Consider the following 16,275-nt stretch of genomic DNA (forward strand, 5'->3'; position numbering starts at 1 on the left):
TGGACTGCCCGCCTCAGCGCCGCCGCACCAGCGGGAACGGCAGCGTCTCGCGGATCGACAGACCGGTCAGGAACATCACCAGCCGGTCCACGCCGATGCCCAGACCACCGGTCGGCGGCATCGCGTACTCAAGGGCCTGCAGGAAGTCCTCGTCCAGCTCCATCGCCTCCGGGTCCCCGCCGGCCGCCAGCAGCGACTGCGCGGTGAGCCGCCGGCGCTGCTCGACCGGGTCGGTCAGCTCCGAGTAGGCGGTGCCCAGTTCGGTGCCGAACGCGACCAGGTCCCAGCGCTCGGCGAGCCGCGGGTCCTTGCGGTGCTGCCGGGTCAGCGGCGAGACGTCGGTGGGGAAGTCCTTGTAGAACGTGGGGAGCTGGGTCCTCTCCTCCACCAGCCGCTCGTACATCTCCAGCACGATGTCGCCGCGGCCCATCTCCGGCTTCACCGGTACCGAAGCGGCGGCGCACAGCCGGCGCAGCCGGTCCGGTTCGGTGTCCGCGTCGACCTCCTCGCCGAGCGCCTCGGAGATCGCGCCGTAGACGGTCTTGACCGGCCAGATCCCCGAGATGTCGTGCTCGACCAGCCGGCCGTCGGCATCGGCCTTGCGGGCCGTGGCGCTGCCGAACGCGGCGATCGCCGCGCCCTGGATCAGCTCCCGGGTCAGGTCGAGCATCACGTCGTAGTCGGCGAAGGCCTGGTACGCCTCCAGCATCGTGAACTCGGGGTTGTGCTTGTAGGAGATGCCCTCGTTGCGGAAGGTCCGCCCCATCTCGAAGACCTTCTCCATACCGCCCACGCACAGCCGCTTGAGGTACAGCTCCGGCGCGATCCGCAGATACAGGTCGAGGTCGTAGGCGTTGATGTGGGTGTGGAACGGGCGGGCGTTGGCGCCGCCGTGGATCTGCTGCAGCATCGGCGTCTCGACCTCGAGGTAGCCGCGGTCGATCAGGCCCTGGCGCAGTGCCTGCACGGCCGTGCTGCGGGCCCGTACGTTCTCCCGCGCGTCCGTCGAGACGACCAGGTCCACATAGCGCTGGCGGACCTTGGCCTCCGGGTCGGACAGCCCGCGCCGCTTGTCCGGCAGCGGACGCAGGCACTTGGCCGTCAGCCGCCACCGGGTCACGAACACGGTCAGCTCACCGCGGTCGCTGCTGGCGACCTCGCCCTCGGCCTCGACATGGTCACCGAGGTCGATGTCCGAGCCGAAGCGGTCCAGGAGGTCCTTGCCGCTGACGTCCCGGGTCAGCGCGATCTGCAGATCGCCCGACCAGTCGCGCAGCACCGCGAAGAGCACACCGCCGTGGTCACGGGTGAGCAGCACCCGTCCGGCGATGCTGACGGACTTGCCGGTGTGCGTCCCCGGCGCGAGGTCGGGGTACTCGTCGCGGACCTGGCCCAGGGTGTGCGTACGCTCCACGCCCACCGGATAGGGGTCGGTGCCGCTCTCCCGCAGTCGCTCCAGCTTGCGGTGGCGCACCCGCACCTGCTCGGGCAGCGCGGCCAGCTCCTGCGCGCGCTGCTCCTCCTCGGTGGCCGGCGCCGCCCGCACCAGGCCCAGCTCGTCCAGCGACGGCAGTCCGGCTGTGCTCGCCGGGGCCAGCACCCGCTTCTTGTGGCCCTTGCCCCACAGCTTGCCCAGGCTCGGTACGGCCACGAAGCCCTCGGCGATACCGGAGGCCAGACCGATCCGGGCCAGCGCACCGGCGTCCGCGTAGCACAGGAACCGCGGGTACCACTCGGGGTTGTACTTGGCGTTGGAGCGGTAGAGCGCCTCCAGCTGCCACCACTTGGAGAAGAACAGCAGCAGTCGGCGCCAGAACTTCAGCACCGGTCCGGCGCCGATCCGCGCGCCCTCTTCGAAGGCGGAGCGGAACACCGCGAAGTTCAGCGAGATCCGGCGCACGCCCATCGCCCCGGCCTGGGCGCACAGCTGGGCGACCATGAACTCCATCACGCCGTTGGGTGCGGTGCGGTCACGGCGCATCACGTCCAGCGAGATGCCGTCCGTGCCCCACGGCACGAAGGACAGCAGGGCGATCATCTTGCCGTCGCCGTCGAACGCCTCGGCCAGCAGGCAGTCCCCGTCGGCGGGGTCGCCCAGCCGGTCCAGCGCCATCGAGAAGCCGCGTTCGGTCTCGGTGTCGCGCCAGGCGTCCGCCCGGTGGATGACCTCCTGCATCTCCTCGTCGGTCAGCGCGGAGTGGCGCCGCACCCGGAAGGTCGCGCCGGCCCGCTCGACGCGGTTGACGGCCTGGCGGGTGACCCGCATCTCGCGGCCGGCCAGGTCGAAGTCCTTGACGTGGAGGATCGCCTCGTCGCCCAGTTGCAGCGCACCGAGCCCGCAGCGGGCGAACGCCTTGGCGCCGCTCTCGCTGGCGCCCATGACGGCCGGCTGCCAGCCGTACCGTCCGGCGACCTCCAGCCACGCCTCGATCGCCTGGGTCCAGGCCTCGCGGTCGCCGACCGGGTCACCACTTGCCAGGCAGACACCGGCCTCGACGCGGTAGGTGACGGCGGCCTTGCCGCTGGGGGAGAAGACCACGGCCTTGTCGCGGCGGCTGGCGAAGTAGCCCAGCGAGTCCTGGCTGCCGTAGCGGTCCAGCAGCGCCCGGATGCGGGCCTCCTCGTCACCGTGCAGCGCGGCCTCCATCCGCTGGGAACGGAAGAGCGTGGCCGCTGCGTTCAGCAGTGCCAGCGCGCCGAGCAGTTCGAGGACGGTGCTGATCCAGTGCGGCGGATGGCCCTCGACGAGATGGCCGCCGACGAGCCCGCCGCAGACGCGGTTGGCGGCCCACAGCAGGCGGTTGCCGCCGCCGGCCTCCAGCGTGCCCGGAGCCAGCGTCACCAGCCCCCAGCCGATCAGCACCGCGACCGCCAGTCCGGCGACCAGCACCCCGATGGCGCGCAGGAACGCGCCCCGCCGGGTGATCGCGTAGAACTCGCGGTGCGAGACGAGCAGCAGCACCAGCGCGCCGGTGCACAGCACCAGCGAGATGGCGAACTCCCCGTACCCGGCGGCCAGGAACAGCGCGTCGGCCAGGATGACCAGCACCATGTAGGCCACGACGAACCACAACGCCACGCGTTTGCGCGCGGTCATCGCCGCGGCCAACAGGAAGAGGAACACCGCGTAGGCGATGTTGGACGCCACTGGGATGGTGAGCGTGTCCAGCCAGTAGATCACCGGGTGGAGCGCGCGCCGCAGGGGCCCGATCAGCGCCGTCAGGGCGCAGAAGAGCCCCAGCACACTGAAGATGATGGCGAAGCCATTGGGGACGCGGCGCCGGAAGCGCCGCCACCCCGTGAGTTGATCCTGGTCCTGCACGGTGCTCATTCCGTCACACTAGGCTCTGAAAGGGGTCTACTGCTCGACGCGAGGGCGCTGTTTCGCCGCCGGCGGGAACACCGGCTTTCCAGTCTCCGATCCCGATGGTCCTCTCGTCTTTCCCTCGTACGGAGGATGCGGTGACCACGACGGGGTCACCCACGTGGACCTTGCCACAAACCCGCGCCGCGGCCGAGTCGGCGCAAGTCCGGCCGATGGTGAAGTTCAGGTCATAGTCCGTCGCGAAGTAGCGTCCGCCGCCGGAGTCCACACCGCTCAGCTCCGCCCGCAGCGTGATCCGGGTCCCCGGCTTCGAGGGCCGCTCGGGCCGCCAGGTCACCTGGTCCTTGCCGATGTCGTCCCTGCCCCAGTCCCAGGAGCCCGAAGCGCGGTCGTCGGAGGTGACGCTCAGGCCCCGCAGCACCGCTTCCCGGTCGGTCACCGGGAAGTCGAAGGTGACCGTGATCGGCCGGCCGGCGCCGACCACGGAGCCCTGCCGGCCGGGATCGACCACCAGCTTGTTGAGCTTGGCGGCCTGCGCCGTGGTGAGCGACTCCTTGGTCGTGCCGACGCCGCCCTGCGCGTTCTTCGTCCTGGCGACGAGGGAGTACTTGGTCTCCGGCGCCACCTTCTCGCTCGACGTCCACACGGACCCGCCGTCCCCGAGCGCGCCGGGCAGCCGTCGGCCCCCGGGATCGGTGACCGTCACCTCGGTCAGCACCCCGCCCTCGGCGCTCACCTGCAGGGTGTCGCCGGCCTGCACCGTTCTGGTGCCGCTCGCCGCGCCCAGTACCACCTGCACCGGGTCGCCCTTGGACGCCGACGCCGCGATGCCCCCGCACCAGGTGAACACGCCGACGCCGATCACCGGGATCAGCAGGAGCGCGACACACAGCGGCCAGGGCGGCCGGCGGCGGGGGGAGGGGGTCTGGCTCATGCGGGCTTTCCGTCTGCGGTGCGGGTGGGGCGGCGATGTCGGCCGCTAAGACGGCCGATCCGCACACTCCGTTGCGGGGAGTGACGTGATCCACGTCACGTCGGGGGGCGCCGCTTCCCGCCGTGACCCACGGTGATCACCCTAATGGAGCATCGGGCCTCGAACCGGACATACCTCTGAATACGCCAAACTGGCCACCCCTGCCGTCCGTTCGGGCGGCGGTCGAGGAGGTGTGCGTCCCGTGGCTGTTTCCATCTCGGTCGTGCTGCTGCTGGTGATCCTCACGGTGATCTTCCTGCGCAGCGGAAAACTCAAGTTCTCGCACGCCCTGGTGTGCGCACTGCTGGGCTTCTATCTGGCGAGCAGCAGCCTGGCCCCGGACATCCACCAGGGGCTCGCCGGTGCCGCCGACATGGTGAGCCACGTCCGCCCGTGACCATGGCCGCCTACCGAGGCAGCCCGGACCGTGCGGGCTCGACCGCCGGGTAGGCGGGCCACCCACCGCTCATCCGAAGGAGAAGACCCCGACGGCGTTCGGCACCGGCCGCTCCGCGCCGCCCGACGGATGGTTGCGCACCACGACCTGCCCGACGCCGTCGCCGGTCACCAGCGTCGACGAGCCGCCGCCGTCCAGGTTCATCGCGTCGCGAGCGCCCAGCCGCTCCATCAGCTCGGCCAGCTCCCGCACCGTCAGGCCGGTCTGCCCCTGCCCCGGAGCCCCGTCCAGGGCCATCAGATACAGCAGCCGGCCACCGGGCCCGATCCCCGCGGACGTCCGCACCGCCACCGTGACCGCGTCCAGCCCGGCCACCGGCTCGGCGTCCCGCACGATCGGAAAACCGCCCACCGCGAACCGCAGCGGTACCGGATACCGCCCGACGAGGCGGTATCCGAGCGTCACCGGCTCGCCGATGCGCAGCGCGCGCAGCTGCCGCGCCCCCGCCTCCCGGCCCACCAGCACCACGTTCCCCGCCGCCACCCCGCCGGTGCCCGGCCGGGCGTCCAGCGCCCACACCCTGCCGTAGCGGACGGTCACCTCGGCGGTCTCCGTACTGCACGGCGCGGTCCGGTCGATGTCCGTACCGCAGGTGGCCCGCACCCGGGACGCCGGGCCCCACCGCGCGGTGTACGCGCCGATGCCGTCCACCGGCAGCGCGTACTGGTTCAGCCCACGCAGCGGCAGTACTCCTCCGGGGGTGAGCACGGCGCCGCGCAGCGTGAGCCGGTCCAGCCGCGCCCGGCGGTCATGGCCGACACCGATGACGTCCTCGGTGGTCGCGCCGGGCGGCATGGCCGGACCGAACCGCTGCCCGTCGGGTACCGCGGCCTTGAGCTGCCGCCCCGACGTCACCGCCGGGCCCACCGGGGCGCCGGTCGCCTCCACGCCCGGATGCTGGGTCTCGGTGATGTGGAAGAAGTCGCCGTTGACGGCCGCCACCGCGCCGCGCGCCACGGCCAGTTGGGACACCGGCGCCCGGGCGCCGACCACCCCCGGATACAGCAGATCGACCGTGACCCGCGGATCGGCCAGATCGACCGTCAGCAGATGCCCGTGCACGATCCCGCGCGGCACCGTCATCCGGAATTCGCCGTACTCCACACCGGGCGCCACCGCCACGGCATCGAAGCGCTGCACGGTGGTGGCGGCGGTGGCCGCAGGCCCGCCCGCCAGCCCGCCGCCCGCGAGCACACCCCACACGACCAGCACCGTCAGCACCGCTCGAACCCGGCCGAATCGCTGCTTCACGAGCCCCCCTGACGTCGCGCCAACTGTCCCAGGTGCCGAAGACGTTCACTTCGCGCCGCTCATCGCGTCCGATCGTCGAAAAATTACTATCGCCTGGAGATGTCATGAATCTGTACACCCGTAGAACGGCCGTCGTGTCGCTGGGCGCGGCCCTGGCCGCCGGCCTCACCGCGCCCGCCGACGCCCGGGACGCCGACGTACGCCGCCCCACGGGCTCCGCGCCCCTGCGCCGCGCCCATGCGCACAACGACTACGAGCACCCCCGGCCGCTCCTGGACGCCCTCGACCACGGCTTCGGCAGCGTGGAGGCGGACATCTGGCTCGTCGACGGCCGGCTGTTGGTGGCCCACGAGGAGAGCGGTCTGGACCCCGCCCGCACCCTGGAAGCGCTGTACCTCGACCCCCTGCGCCGACGCATTCGCGCCAACAACGGCACGGTCTACCGGGGTCACCCCCTCTCCCTCCAGCTGCTGATCGACGTCAAGTCCGCGGGCGAGGCCACCTACCGGGAGCTGTCGCGGGTGCTGCACCGCTACCGGGACATGCTGAGCGTGTGCCGCGCAGGCCGGGTCCACGGAGGGCCGGTCACCGCCGTGGTCTCCGGCGACCGCGCGGCCCGCGCGCCCATGGAGGCCGAGCGGGTGCGCCACGCCTTCTACGACGGCCGGATCGAGGACCTGGGCACCGCCGCCCCGGCCTCGTTCGCCCCGCTGGTCTCGGCCTCTTGGACCGAGACCTTCCGCTGGCAGGGCGTGGGCCCGATGCCGGGCGACGAACGCGAGCGGCTGCGGCGGTTGGTGGCCGCCGCGCATGGCGAACGGCGCCGGCTGCGCTTCTGGGCGACGCCGGACACGGCCGGCCCGGCGCGCGAGGCGGTCTGGACGGCGCTGCTCGACGCCGGCGTCGACCATCTGAACTCGGACGACCTGCCGGGCCTGGAAGGCTTTCTGCGCGCGGCGCGCTGAGGGCGTCGTCACCCGGTGTGCTGCCAGGAGGCCTCGACGACCAGCTCCATGTAGCGCGCCCAGTCCCAGTACTCGCCCGGGTCGTGGTGGTCGGTGCCGGGCACCTCGACATGGCCGATGATGTGCGCGCGGTCCACGGGGATCCGGTAGCGGGCGCAGACGGCGGCGGTGAGCTGGGCGGACCGCTCGTACAGCACGTCGGTGAACCAGGTCGGGTCGTCGATCCAGCCCTCGTGCTCGATGCCGATGCTGCGGGTGTTGAATCCCCAGTTTCCGGCGTGCCAGGCGACATCGCGTTCCTTGACGCACTGCGCGAGATGGCCGTCGGCGGACCGTACGACATAGTGGGCGGCCGCCTTGTGCGCCGGGTCCTGGAAGAGCCTGAGGGTGTCCTTGTAGGTCTCCTGCGTCACATGCACCACGACCATATTGATGGGGTACTGCGTGGGGCGGTTGGCGGCGGTGAAGTTGGACGGGCTGGCGGGGACCCACTGGACGGGGGGATAGCCGCCACCGCCACCGCGCGGTGCCGGCTTGCGCGCAGCGGCCGCGGCCGCGGTGAGGGGGGTGAGTGCGGCCGAGGCGGCGAGTGCGGCGGCACCGGTGATCAGGCGCCGGCGGGCCGGGCGGGAGGGATCGTGCGCCATGTGAACTCCTGACAAGGACCGAGGGGGAAGGTCGCGTACATGTCACGCACATCTGTACGTTCATCATGCGCAAGAGGGCATTCCCTGCCAAGGGCGTGGCCGTTTCGCCAATGGCTCGGCCAAAGGCGAAACGGCGAGGTCAGGAGCAGGCATATGACCTGATCGGTCGTCACCCGGATGCCGCGCCCGCCGCCCTGACGGCAGATCACCGGCGCGGCACCCGGACGGCAGTCCTCGCCGTCAGTGACCGATCTCCACGTCCTCCAGGATGCCCAGGGCGTCCGGCACCAGCACCGCCGCCGAATAGTAGGCGCTGACCAGGTAATTGATGACGGCCTGGTCGTTGATGCCCATGAAGCGCACCGAGAGGCTGGGCTGGTACTCGTCGGGGATGCCGGTCTGGTGCAGCCCGATCACCCCCTGGTTCTCCTCGCCGACCCGCAGCGCCAGAATCGAGCTGGTCTGGTCCGGATTGATCGGGATCTTGTTGCAGGGCAGCAGCGGAACACCCCGCCAGGAACGCACCGCCGTGCCCTCGAACTCGATGGTGCTGGGGTAGATGCCCCGCGCGTTCCACTCCCGGCCGATCGCGGCGATGGTGCGCGGATGCGCCAGCAGGAACTGCGTCTTGCGGCGCCGCGAGATCAGCTCGTCCAGGTCGTCGGGGGTGGGCGGGCCGCTGCGGGTGTGGATGCGCTGCTTGAGGTCGGCGTTGTGCAGCAGCCCGAACTCGCGGTTGTTGACCATCTCGTGCTCCTGGCGCTCGCGCAGCGCCTCCACGGTCAGCCGCAGCTGCTGGTCCAGCTGGTTCATCGGGCCGTTGTAGAGGTCGGCGACACGCGAGTGCACCTTCAACACGGTCTGTGCGACGCTGAGTTCGTACTCGCGCGGCGCCGTGTCGTAATCGGCGAAGGTGCCCGGCAGGAGCGGTTCGCCGACATGGCCGGCGGCCAGTTCGATGGCCGCCTCACCGTGCTTGTTCTGCGCCGGCACCAGCGCCGCCTGGAACTCCTCGACATGCGCCCGCAGCGACTCCGACTCCGTCAGCACCGCCTCGAAGTCGCTGCGGTACAGGGTCAGTGCGGTCACCCGGGTCACCGCCCGCACGGAGTGCTCCCACTCCGCGTCCGGCGACACCAGCGCGGCCGCGCCGATGGCGTCACCGTCGGCCACCGTGCCCAGGGCCGTGTCCTCGCCGTATTTGCCGGTGCCCATCCGGTCGAGCTTGCCGTGCGCGATCAGGATCACCCGGTCGGTCGGCCCGCCCTTGCGGGCCAGCACGTCGCCGGGCGCGAACTCCCGCTGGACGAACCGGCCGGCCAGCGCCTCCAGCGTCGCGCTGTCGTCGTAACCGCGCAGCGGCGCCAGTTCCCGCAACTCCGCGGGGATCACCCGGACTTCGGTGCCGGTCGTGACGAATTCGATCCGGCCGTCACCGAGGGTGTGCGTGAGCCGGCGGTTGACGCGGTACGTACCGCCGGAGACCTGGGTCCAGGGCAGGATGCGCAGCAGCCAGCGGGAGGAGATCCCCTGCATCTGCGGCGGCGTCTTGGTCGTGGTCGCCAGCTTGCGGGCTGCCGAGGTGTCCAGGCTGGAACGGCTCTGCTCGGTCCCGGAAGGCTGCGGGCCGGACGTCGGGTCCACCGATGTGGTCATGGAGAAGGCTCACCTGTTCTGTGGGGTGCTGTGCGTACGTGACGTGCTGCCGTGGCGCCGGGGCGGGGATGCGGGCCGCCCAGGGCGCTGTGGTCTCTTTCCGCGCGTCTGCTCAGTGGCCGATTTGCACGTCTTCGAGAACGCCCACCGCGTCGGGCACGAGAATTGCCGCGGAATAGTAGGCGCTGACGAGGTACTTGATGACTGCCCGGTCGTCGAGGCCCATGAAACGCACCGAAAGGCTCGGCTCGTATTCATCGGGAATTCCGGTCTGATGCAGACCGACCACGCCCTGATTCTCCTCACCGGTGCGCAGCAGCAGAATGGAACTGGTCCGATCCTTTGTCACCGGAATCTTGTTGCACGGGAAGATCGGCACCCCGCGCCAGGACGGCAGCGAATGCCCCATGAAATCCACCGCGGTCGGATACAGCCCACGAGCACTGCACTCCCGGCCGATCGCGGCGATCGTCTGCGGATGGGCGAGCAGAAAGCCTGGGTCCTTCCAGACCGTCGCCAGCAGGTCGTCGAGATCGTCGGGGGTGGGCGGGCCGCTGCGGGTGTGGATGCGCTGCTTGAGGTCGGTGTTGTGCAGCAGCCCGAACTCGGGGTTGTTGACCAACTCGCTCTCCTGGCGCTCGCGCAGCGCCTGGATCGTGAGCTTCAGCTGCTCCTCGACCTGGTTCATCGGGTCGCTGTAGAGGTCGCCGACCCGGCTGTGGGCGCGCAGCACCGTCTGGGCGACGCTGAGTTCGTACTCCCGCGGCTTCAGGTCGTAGTCGACGAACGTGCCGGGCAGCGAGGGTTCGCCGTGGTGTCCGGAGGCGACCGAGACCGCGGACTCGCCGCTGTCGTTCGTCGGGTGCGCCGGGTCCGCCACGCCCGCGGCCAGATGGTCGCGCAGCGCGGGGGAGCGGTCGACGACCTCCTGCGCGGCCTGCCGCGACAGCGACAGCACGGTCACCCGGGTCACCGCGCGATAGCTGAACCGCCAGGTCCCCTCGGCGGCGGTCAGCGGCCCGTCGCCGAGGTGGTCGCCGCCGGCCAGCGCCTCCAGCGCGGACTCCTCGCCGTATTTGCCGCTGCCGATGCGGTCCACCCGGCCGTGCACGATCAGCACCAGCCGGTCGTCCGGCGTGCCGGCCTCGGCGATCAACTCGCCGGGCGCGTAGGCGTGCTGGGTGAATCGCTCACCGAGCGCCGCGAGGACCTCGGTATCGGTGAATTGCCGCAGTGCGGGCAGTTCGCGCAGCTCGTCGGGGATCACCGAGACATCGGAACCGCTGATGGCGAAATCGATGCGCCCGTCGCCGAGGGTGTAGGTCAGCCGGCGGTTGACGCGGTAGGTGCCGCCGGAGACCTGCACCCAGGGCAGCAGCCGCAGCAGCCATCGGGACGTGATGCCCTGCATCTGCGGCGGGGTTTTGGTGGTGGTCGCCAAATTCCGTGCGGCGGAGGTACTCAGGCTGGAATTCGGGGCGCTTTCCGCACTGCCGGGCAGCGATTCGTCGGCAATCGTCACAGCGTGACCTATCTCCTCGAAGGGTGCGATGCGGCCGCCCCGAAACCCTCCGTCACGACAGTTCCGCGGCAGTCCGCCGAACCGACCGTAGTCGGGCGCTTTTTATCGGCACAATCGCTCGATGGAGTGGCATGGAAATCCCTTTCCGTGGAAAGGTTTAGGCGATTCAGCCCCGGGGAGAGTGTGCCGGGGCGCGGAAGTCGAGGGGATCGTCCAGCACGGCCTGGAGGGCGGCGTGCGCCGCACCGAGCAGGGGGCCGTCCGCGCCCAGCCGCGACACCGCCACCCGCGGCCCGCCACCGCGCGACGGATCGGCTGCGACCGCCGTCCGCAGCGCCAACTCCCGCTCCAGGGACGGCAGAACCCAGGGCGCCAGCTCGGCCAGCGCACCACCCAGGACCACCGCCTGGGGATCGAGCAGGTTCACCGCCCCCGCAAGCGCGATCCCCAACGCCGTCCCCGCCTCGCCCAGTGCCCGTACGGTGGCCGCGTCCCCGTCGGCGGCCCGGCGCGCGAGCAACGCCGCCCGGGCCCCCGGACCCGGATGCGCCGCCGCCCCCTCGGGGGTGATCCCGCCCGCGCGCAGTACGGCCTGTTCGCCTGCATACAGCTCCAGACAGCCGCGGCCGCCGCATTCGCACCGGCGGCCGTCCGGATACACCGGGACGTGCCCCAGCTCGCCTGCGAACCCCCGTGCCCCCCGCAGCAGTCGACCATCCACGACGACCGCGGCGCCGATCCCGACCTCCGCCGAGACATGTACGAAGTCCGGGGGCGGGCCCGGCAGTTCGGCGCCGTCGCCGCCCAGCCGCAGCTCGGCCAGCGCACCCAGGTTGGCCTCGTTCTCCACGGTCAGCGGGAGCCCGTCGAGGATGTGCCCCGGGGCCGCCACCGAGACCAGCCCCGGCGCCAGATCCGCCGCCCGCCAGCCGAGGTTGGGCGCGTGCACCACGGTCGTCGAACCGCGGGCCACCAGGCCGGGCACGGCGACCGCCAGCCCGGCCGGCCGCAGCCCCTCCGCGCCGATCCGCGCGATCACCTCCGCGAGCAGCGCGGACAGCCGCCGCAGTACGGGCCCGGGCTCGCTCTGCCGGTTCGCCGCGTCGGCCGCCACCCGCGCCCGTACCCGGCCGCGCAGATCGACCGCGCACACCGCCAGATGGTCGACGCCTATCTCGGCCCCGAGCCCGGCCGGGCCATGGGCGCTCACCGCCAGTTCGCTGCCGGGCCGGCCCCGCCCGCTGGGCGCCGCCCGCCCGGTCTCCACCAGCAGCCCGGCCCGCAGCAGCTCCTCCACGAGCGGGGCCACGCCCGCCCGGGTGAGCCCGATCCGCCCCGCGACCGCCGCCCGGGACAGCGGCCCCTGCGCGGCCACGGTGCGCAGGACCCGGGCGAGATTGCGGCGGCGGATGGCTTGTTGGGTGTCGGGGGTGGGGGTGGGTATGGCGGGCATGGCGAGCTCCTCGATGTTCGGCCCCCGCCCCCACCCCCCGACACCCTCCCTCCCCCCTACGGGGGAGGGAGGGTGGGGGCGGGGGAGGGTGTGTGGGTGGGGTGAGGGGGGGCGGCAAAACGCCCGAACCCGGCTGATTCGCCAATCCGGCGATGCACCAGACCGACGATTCACCGGTCCGCTGTTCACCGGTCCGGCGATTCACCGGTCCGGCCGAACCGCCTCACCCCCGCATCAGCGCCTCGCCGTGTGCCAGCGTCGCCCGGATCCGCTCCCAGACGGCCGTGTCGCGCTCCTGCGCCTCGTACTCCGCGCCGCGGGCCGTACCCCAGCGGCGCGCCACCGCCGCCGGGTCCTCGCCCAGCAGCAGCCCCGCCGCCTGCGCCGCGGCACCGAGCGCGACCAGCTCCTGCGCCTCGGGCACCACCACCGGGCGCCCGGACAGCCGCCGCATGGTCTCCCGCCAGGCCCGGCCCTTCGCCCCGCCGCCGATCAGCAGCAGCGGCCCGTCCGCCGCGATGTCCCCGTCGAGCACCCGGTCCAGCGCCTCCAGCAGCGCGAACACCGCGCCGTCGTAGGCGGCCTGCAGCAGCTGGCCGGCCGTGGTCTCGTGCCGCAGCCCGTGCACCAGGCCCGAGGCACCGGGCAGGTTCGGGGTCCGCTCACCGTCGAGGAACGGCAGCATCACCACCTCGCCACCCGCCTCCACCGCCTCCCGGTCGCGGCCCAGCAGCGCCGCCACCCGGTCCACGGCGAGCGTGCAGTTCAGGGTGCAGGCCAACGGCAGCCAGTCGCCCCGGGCATCGGCGAAGCCCGCCACGACGCCGGTCGGATCGGTGGGCCGCTGGGCCGAGACCGCATAGACCGTCCCCGAGGTGCCCAGGCTCAGCACCGGCTGCCCCGGGCGCAGCCCCAGACCGAGCGCCGCCGCCATGTTGTCGCCGGTCCCGGCGGCCACCAGCGCGCCGTGCGGCAGCGGAAGGTCGTCGGCGTGCACGGTCCCGGCGGCCTCACCCGGCAGGGCCACCCGCGGCAGCGCTTTCGGGTCCAGCCCGACGTGCGCGAGGACGTCCGTGTCGTACGACTCGGTCGACGACGCCCACCAGCCGGTGCCCGACGCATCGCCGCGATCGGTGACGGCCTGCCCGGTCAGCCGCTCGACGAGGTAGTCGTGCGGCAGCCGCACCGCGGCGGTGCGGGCGGCCGCCGCAGGCTCGTTGGCCCGTAGCCAGGCCCACTTGGCCACCGTGAACGCCGGCGTCGGCACGCTCCCGACCCGGTCCGCCCAGGCCTTGGCGCCGCCCCGCTCCGCGATCAGCCGCTCGCTCTGCGCCGCCGGGCGCACGTCGTTCCACAAGATGGCCGGGCGCACCGGTTCACCGGCCGCGTCCAGCGTCACCAGCCCGTGCTGCTGCCCCCCGACGGACACCGCCGAGGCCTGCCGCGCCGCGTCGCCGCACTGTGTCAGCGCCTCGCCCAGCGCCCGCCACCACTGCCGCGGGTCGCTCTGCCGGCCCTCGCCGCCGCTGACCGTGTGCGGCGCCTGGCCCCGGGCGATGACCGCACCGGTCTCCGCGTCCACGACCAGCGCCTTGGTGGACTGCGTCGAGCTGTCCACCCCGACGACGAGCGGTCCCGCTGCCTGTGCGCCCATCGTGCACTCTCCCTTGGCGGCCCGTATCCATGGTCTGTGTCCAGGGGGTTCCCCGGTGTGCTGCCGCATATTAGTTTGACCGCGGCGTAATTTGTAAAGCGTGTTGACGAAATGACCGAGGGAGTCGCGATGAGCCATCAGCCCGTGCCCGAGGACAAGTTCACCTTCGGCCTCTGGACGGTCGGCTGGCAGGGCCGCGACCCCTTCGGCGACGCCACGCGGCGTGCCCTGGACCCCGTCGAGTCCGTCCACCGCCTCGCCGCTCTGGGCGCGTACGGCGTCACCTTCCACGACGACGATCTGATCCCCTCCGGCGCCGGCGACATCGAGCGCGCGACCGCCGTCACACGCTTCCGGCAGGCACTGGACGCCACCGGACTCGTCGTCCCGATGGCGACCACCAACCTCTTCACCCACCCCGTCTTCAAGGACGGCGCCTTCACCGCCAACGACCGCGACGTCCGCCGCTACGCCCTGCGCAAGACGCTGCGCAACATCGACCTCGCCGCCGAGCTGGGGGCCCGTACGTACGTCGCGTGGGGCGGGCGCGAAGGTGCGGAGTCCGGCGCCGCCAAGGACGTACGGGCCGCCCTGGACCGGATGAAGGAGGCCTTCGACCTCCTCGGCCAGTACGTCGTCGAGCAGGGCTACGACCTGCGGTTCGCCATCGAGCCCAAGCCCAACGAGCCGCGCGGCGACATCCTGCTGCCCACCGTCGGCCATGCCCTGGCCTTCATCGAACGGCTGGAGCGCCCCGAGCTCTACGGCGTCAATCCGGAGGTCGGGCACGAGCAGATGGCCGGGCTGAACTTCCCGCACGGCATCGCCCAGGCGCTGTGGGCGGGCAAGCTCTTCCATATCGACCTCAACGGCCAGAGCGGGGTCAAGTACGACCAGGACCTCCGCTTCGGCGCGGGCGATCTGCGGTCCGCCTTCTGGCTGGTCGACCTCCTGGAGACGGCCGGCTACGACGGTCCGCGGCACTTCGACTTCAAACCGCCGCGCACCGAGGACCTGGACGGCGTCTGGGCCTCGGCGGCCGGCTGTATGCGCAACTACCTGATCCTCAGGGAGCGCGCGGCGGCCTTCCGCGCCGCCCCGGCCGTCCAGGAGGCGCTGCGTGCCGCCCGCCTCGACCAGCTGACCCGGCCCACGGCCGAGGACGGCCTGGCCGGTCTGCTGGCCGACGCGACCGCCTACGAGATCTTCGATCCCGCGGCGGCCGCGGCCCGGGGGATGGCCTTCGAGCAGCTCGACCAACTGGCGCTGGAGCATCTGCTGGGCACGGCCTGAGGTGGGCGGCCGCGGGCGATCGTCCCGTACCGGCCCCCACCAGGCGGCCGGTGCCCGTCAGCCGAGCAGCTTGCGCGCGTAGGCGAGCTCCGCGGCGCGGTGTTCTCCGCCGCCGCTCTCATGGGCGTTGAACCGCCACACCTTCAGCTCCTTCTCGCCCGCGTAGTGGTGGAACGCGGCGAAGCCGGTGGACGGCGGGGCCACCGCGTCGCGCAGTGCCGTGCCGAAGAGCGCGGGGGCGGTGGCGCGGGTCGCGAAGTTCAGGCCGTCGAAGTGGTCCAGGGTGTGCAGGGCGGTGTCGATATGGCCGCGGGCGCCCGCGAAGTAGCGGGTGAGCTCGCCGTACGGGCCCTCGTCGGTGAGGTCGATCGCGCGCCGGATGTGTGTCAGGAACGGCACATGGATCAGCGCGCCGGCCAGCCCGGGGACCAGTGCGGTCATCGCCAGGGCGAGGGCGCCGCCCTGGCTGCGGCCGGCGACCACGATCCGGTCGGCGTCCACGTCGTCGCGGCCGCGGGCCGCCTCCACCGCCCGTACGGCGTCGGTGAACAGCCGCCGGTAGTAGTAGTCGTCCGGATCGAGCAGGCCCTGGGTCATTTTGCCGGGCACCCCCGGATTGCCGTAGCCGGCCGGGTCGGGGGTGTCACCGGGGCGGTCGGGGCCGCTCTGCCCACGGGTGTCCATCACCAGCGTGGCGTACCCCGCGGACGGCCACAGCAGCCAGTCGTGCGGCAGCAGCCGGCCGCCGCCGTAGCCCAGGTACTGCACGACGCACGGCAGCGGCCCGGCGGAGCCGCGCGGCGTCAGGAACCAGCCGCGGATGCGGTGCCCGCCGAAGCCGGAGAACGCGGCGTCGAAGCAGCGCAGGAGGGGCAGTCCGGGGTCGATCTCGGTGAAGCGCGCGTCGAGGTCATGGGTACGGGCCTCGTCCAGGGTGCGCTGCCAGAACGCGTCGAATCCGGCCGGTTCGGGAAGCGGTGGGCGGTAGCTGCGCAGCTCGTCCAGGGGCAGGTCGGTGAACACGCGAAACCTCCGGGCCGTAGGGTGGCTTGCTGCCTGTCGCCAACGGTGCCCACGGG

The 16,275-nt window shown here is 72.2% G+C and carries 12 protein-coding genes; 3 read left to right on the forward strand and 9 right to left on the reverse strand.

Going from position 1 to position 16,275, the window contains the following annotated elements:
- Positions 1-13 precede the first annotated feature (13 nt).
- Positions 14-3,331: a bifunctional lysylphosphatidylglycerol synthetase/lysine--tRNA ligase LysX gene (gene lysX / locus WAB15_RS34305; protein ID WP_407288638.1), complete on the reverse strand. Its 3,318-nt coding sequence runs from the start codon at positions 3,329-3,331 to the stop codon at positions 14-16.
- A gap of 4 nt (positions 3,332-3,335) precedes the next feature.
- On the reverse strand, positions 3,336-4,259 hold the full coding sequence (locus WAB15_RS34310; protein WP_407288639.1) for an Ig-like domain-containing protein: 924 nt from the start codon (positions 4,257-4,259) through the stop codon (positions 3,336-3,338).
- Positions 4,260-4,500: 241 nt separating this feature from the next.
- Here WAB15_RS34310 and WAB15_RS34315 point away from each other — a divergent pair, with 241 nt between their 5' ends.
- Positions 4,501-4,695 carry a hypothetical protein gene (locus tag WAB15_RS34315; protein ID WP_384488503.1) on the forward strand — a complete coding sequence of 65 codons (195 nt, stop codon included), beginning with the start codon at positions 4,501-4,503 and terminating at the stop codon, positions 4,693-4,695.
- Between the two features lie 69 nt (positions 4,696-4,764).
- On the opposite strand, the gene WAB15_RS34320 is transcribed toward WAB15_RS34315, so the two are convergent.
- A complete protein-coding gene (locus WAB15_RS34320; protein ID WP_407288640.1) occupies positions 4,765-6,006 on the reverse strand; it encodes a phosphodiester glycosidase family protein in 1,242 nt (413 codons plus the stop codon).
- Positions 6,007-6,110: 104 nt separating this feature from the next.
- Here WAB15_RS34320 and WAB15_RS34325 point away from each other — a divergent pair, with 104 nt between their 5' ends.
- Positions 6,111-6,971: a phosphatidylinositol-specific phospholipase C/glycerophosphodiester phosphodiesterase family protein gene (locus WAB15_RS34325; protein ID WP_407288641.1), complete on the forward strand. Its 861-nt coding sequence runs from the start codon at positions 6,111-6,113 to the stop codon at positions 6,969-6,971.
- A gap of 8 nt (positions 6,972-6,979) precedes the next feature.
- Here the strand turns inward: WAB15_RS34325 and WAB15_RS34330 are convergent, their stop codons facing one another.
- The 5 genes from WAB15_RS34330 to xylB all read right to left on the reverse strand — a co-directional run bounded on the left by WAB15_RS34330 (position 6,980) and on the right by xylB (position 13,903).
- Positions 6,980-7,618 (reverse strand): N-acetylmuramoyl-L-alanine amidase, encoded by a 639-nt coding sequence (locus WAB15_RS34330; RefSeq protein WP_399145216.1) that lies wholly within the window; start codon positions 7,616-7,618, stop codon positions 6,980-6,982.
- Positions 7,619-7,858: 240 nt separating this feature from the next.
- A complete protein-coding gene (locus WAB15_RS34335; protein ID WP_407288642.1) occupies positions 7,859-9,274 on the reverse strand; it encodes a family 2B encapsulin nanocompartment shell protein in 1,416 nt (471 codons plus the stop codon).
- Between the two features lie 112 nt (positions 9,275-9,386).
- Positions 9,387-10,796 carry a family 2B encapsulin nanocompartment shell protein gene (locus WAB15_RS34340; protein ID WP_399145218.1) on the reverse strand — a complete coding sequence of 470 codons (1,410 nt, stop codon included), beginning with the start codon at positions 10,794-10,796 and terminating at the stop codon, positions 9,387-9,389.
- A gap of 166 nt (positions 10,797-10,962) precedes the next feature.
- The gene (locus WAB15_RS34345) at positions 10,963-12,249 is read right to left on the reverse strand and encodes an ROK family protein (protein WP_407288643.1); all 1,287 of its coding nucleotides are present in this window, start codon (positions 12,247-12,249) and stop codon (positions 10,963-10,965) included.
- A gap of 223 nt (positions 12,250-12,472) precedes the next feature.
- Positions 12,473-13,903 carry a xylulokinase gene (gene xylB, locus WAB15_RS34350; RefSeq protein ID WP_407288644.1) on the reverse strand — a complete coding sequence of 477 codons (1,431 nt, stop codon included), beginning with the start codon at positions 13,901-13,903 and terminating at the stop codon, positions 12,473-12,475.
- 129 nt (positions 13,904-14,032) lie between these two features.
- Between xylB and xylA the strand changes: the two genes are divergently transcribed.
- Positions 14,033-15,196 (forward strand): xylose isomerase, encoded by a 1,164-nt coding sequence (xylA, locus tag WAB15_RS34355; protein ID WP_407288645.1) that lies wholly within the window; start codon positions 14,033-14,035, stop codon positions 15,194-15,196.
- Between the two features lie 57 nt (positions 15,197-15,253).
- Here xylA and WAB15_RS34360 read toward each other — a convergent pair whose 3' ends face one another.
- The gene (locus WAB15_RS34360) at positions 15,254-16,219 is read right to left on the reverse strand and encodes an acetylxylan esterase (protein ID WP_407288646.1); all 966 of its coding nucleotides are present in this window, start codon (positions 16,217-16,219) and stop codon (positions 15,254-15,256) included.
- Positions 16,220-16,275: the final 56 nt, after the last annotated feature.

The sequence above is a fragment of the Streptomyces sirii genome (genome assembly GCF_045690365.1).
Classification (GTDB): domain Bacteria; phylum Actinomycetota; class Actinomycetes; order Streptomycetales; family Streptomycetaceae; genus Streptomyces; species Streptomyces sirii.

Bases quoted from the DNA above. Each gene is read 5' to 3' on its own strand.
- WAB15_RS34330 (WP_399145216.1), bottom strand. From the start codon at position 7,618: ATGGCGCACGATCCCTCCCGCCCGGCCCGCCGGCGCCTGATCACCGGT.
- WAB15_RS34345 (WP_407288643.1), bottom strand. From the start codon at position 12,249: ATGCCCGCCATACCCACCCCCACCCCCGACACCCAACAAGCCATCCGC.
- xylB (WP_407288644.1), bottom strand. From the start codon at position 13,903: ATGGGCGCACAGGCAGCGGGACCGCTCGTCGTCGGGGTGGACAGCTCG.
- WAB15_RS34325 (WP_407288641.1), top strand. From the start codon at position 6,111: ATGAATCTGTACACCCGTAGAACGGCCGTCGTGTCGCTGGGCGCGGCC.
- xylA (WP_407288645.1), top strand. From the start codon at position 14,033: ATGAGCCATCAGCCCGTGCCCGAGGACAAGTTCACCTTCGGCCTCTGG.
- WAB15_RS34310 (WP_407288639.1), bottom strand. From the start codon at position 4,259: ATGAGCCAGACCCCCTCCCCCCGCCGCCGGCCGCCCTGGCCGCTGTGT.
- lysX (WP_407288638.1), bottom strand. From the start codon at position 3,331: ATGAGCACCGTGCAGGACCAGGATCAACTCACGGGGTGGCGGCGCTTC.
- WAB15_RS34335 (WP_407288642.1), bottom strand. From the start codon at position 9,274: ATGACCACATCGGTGGACCCGACGTCCGGCCCGCAGCCTTCCGGGACC.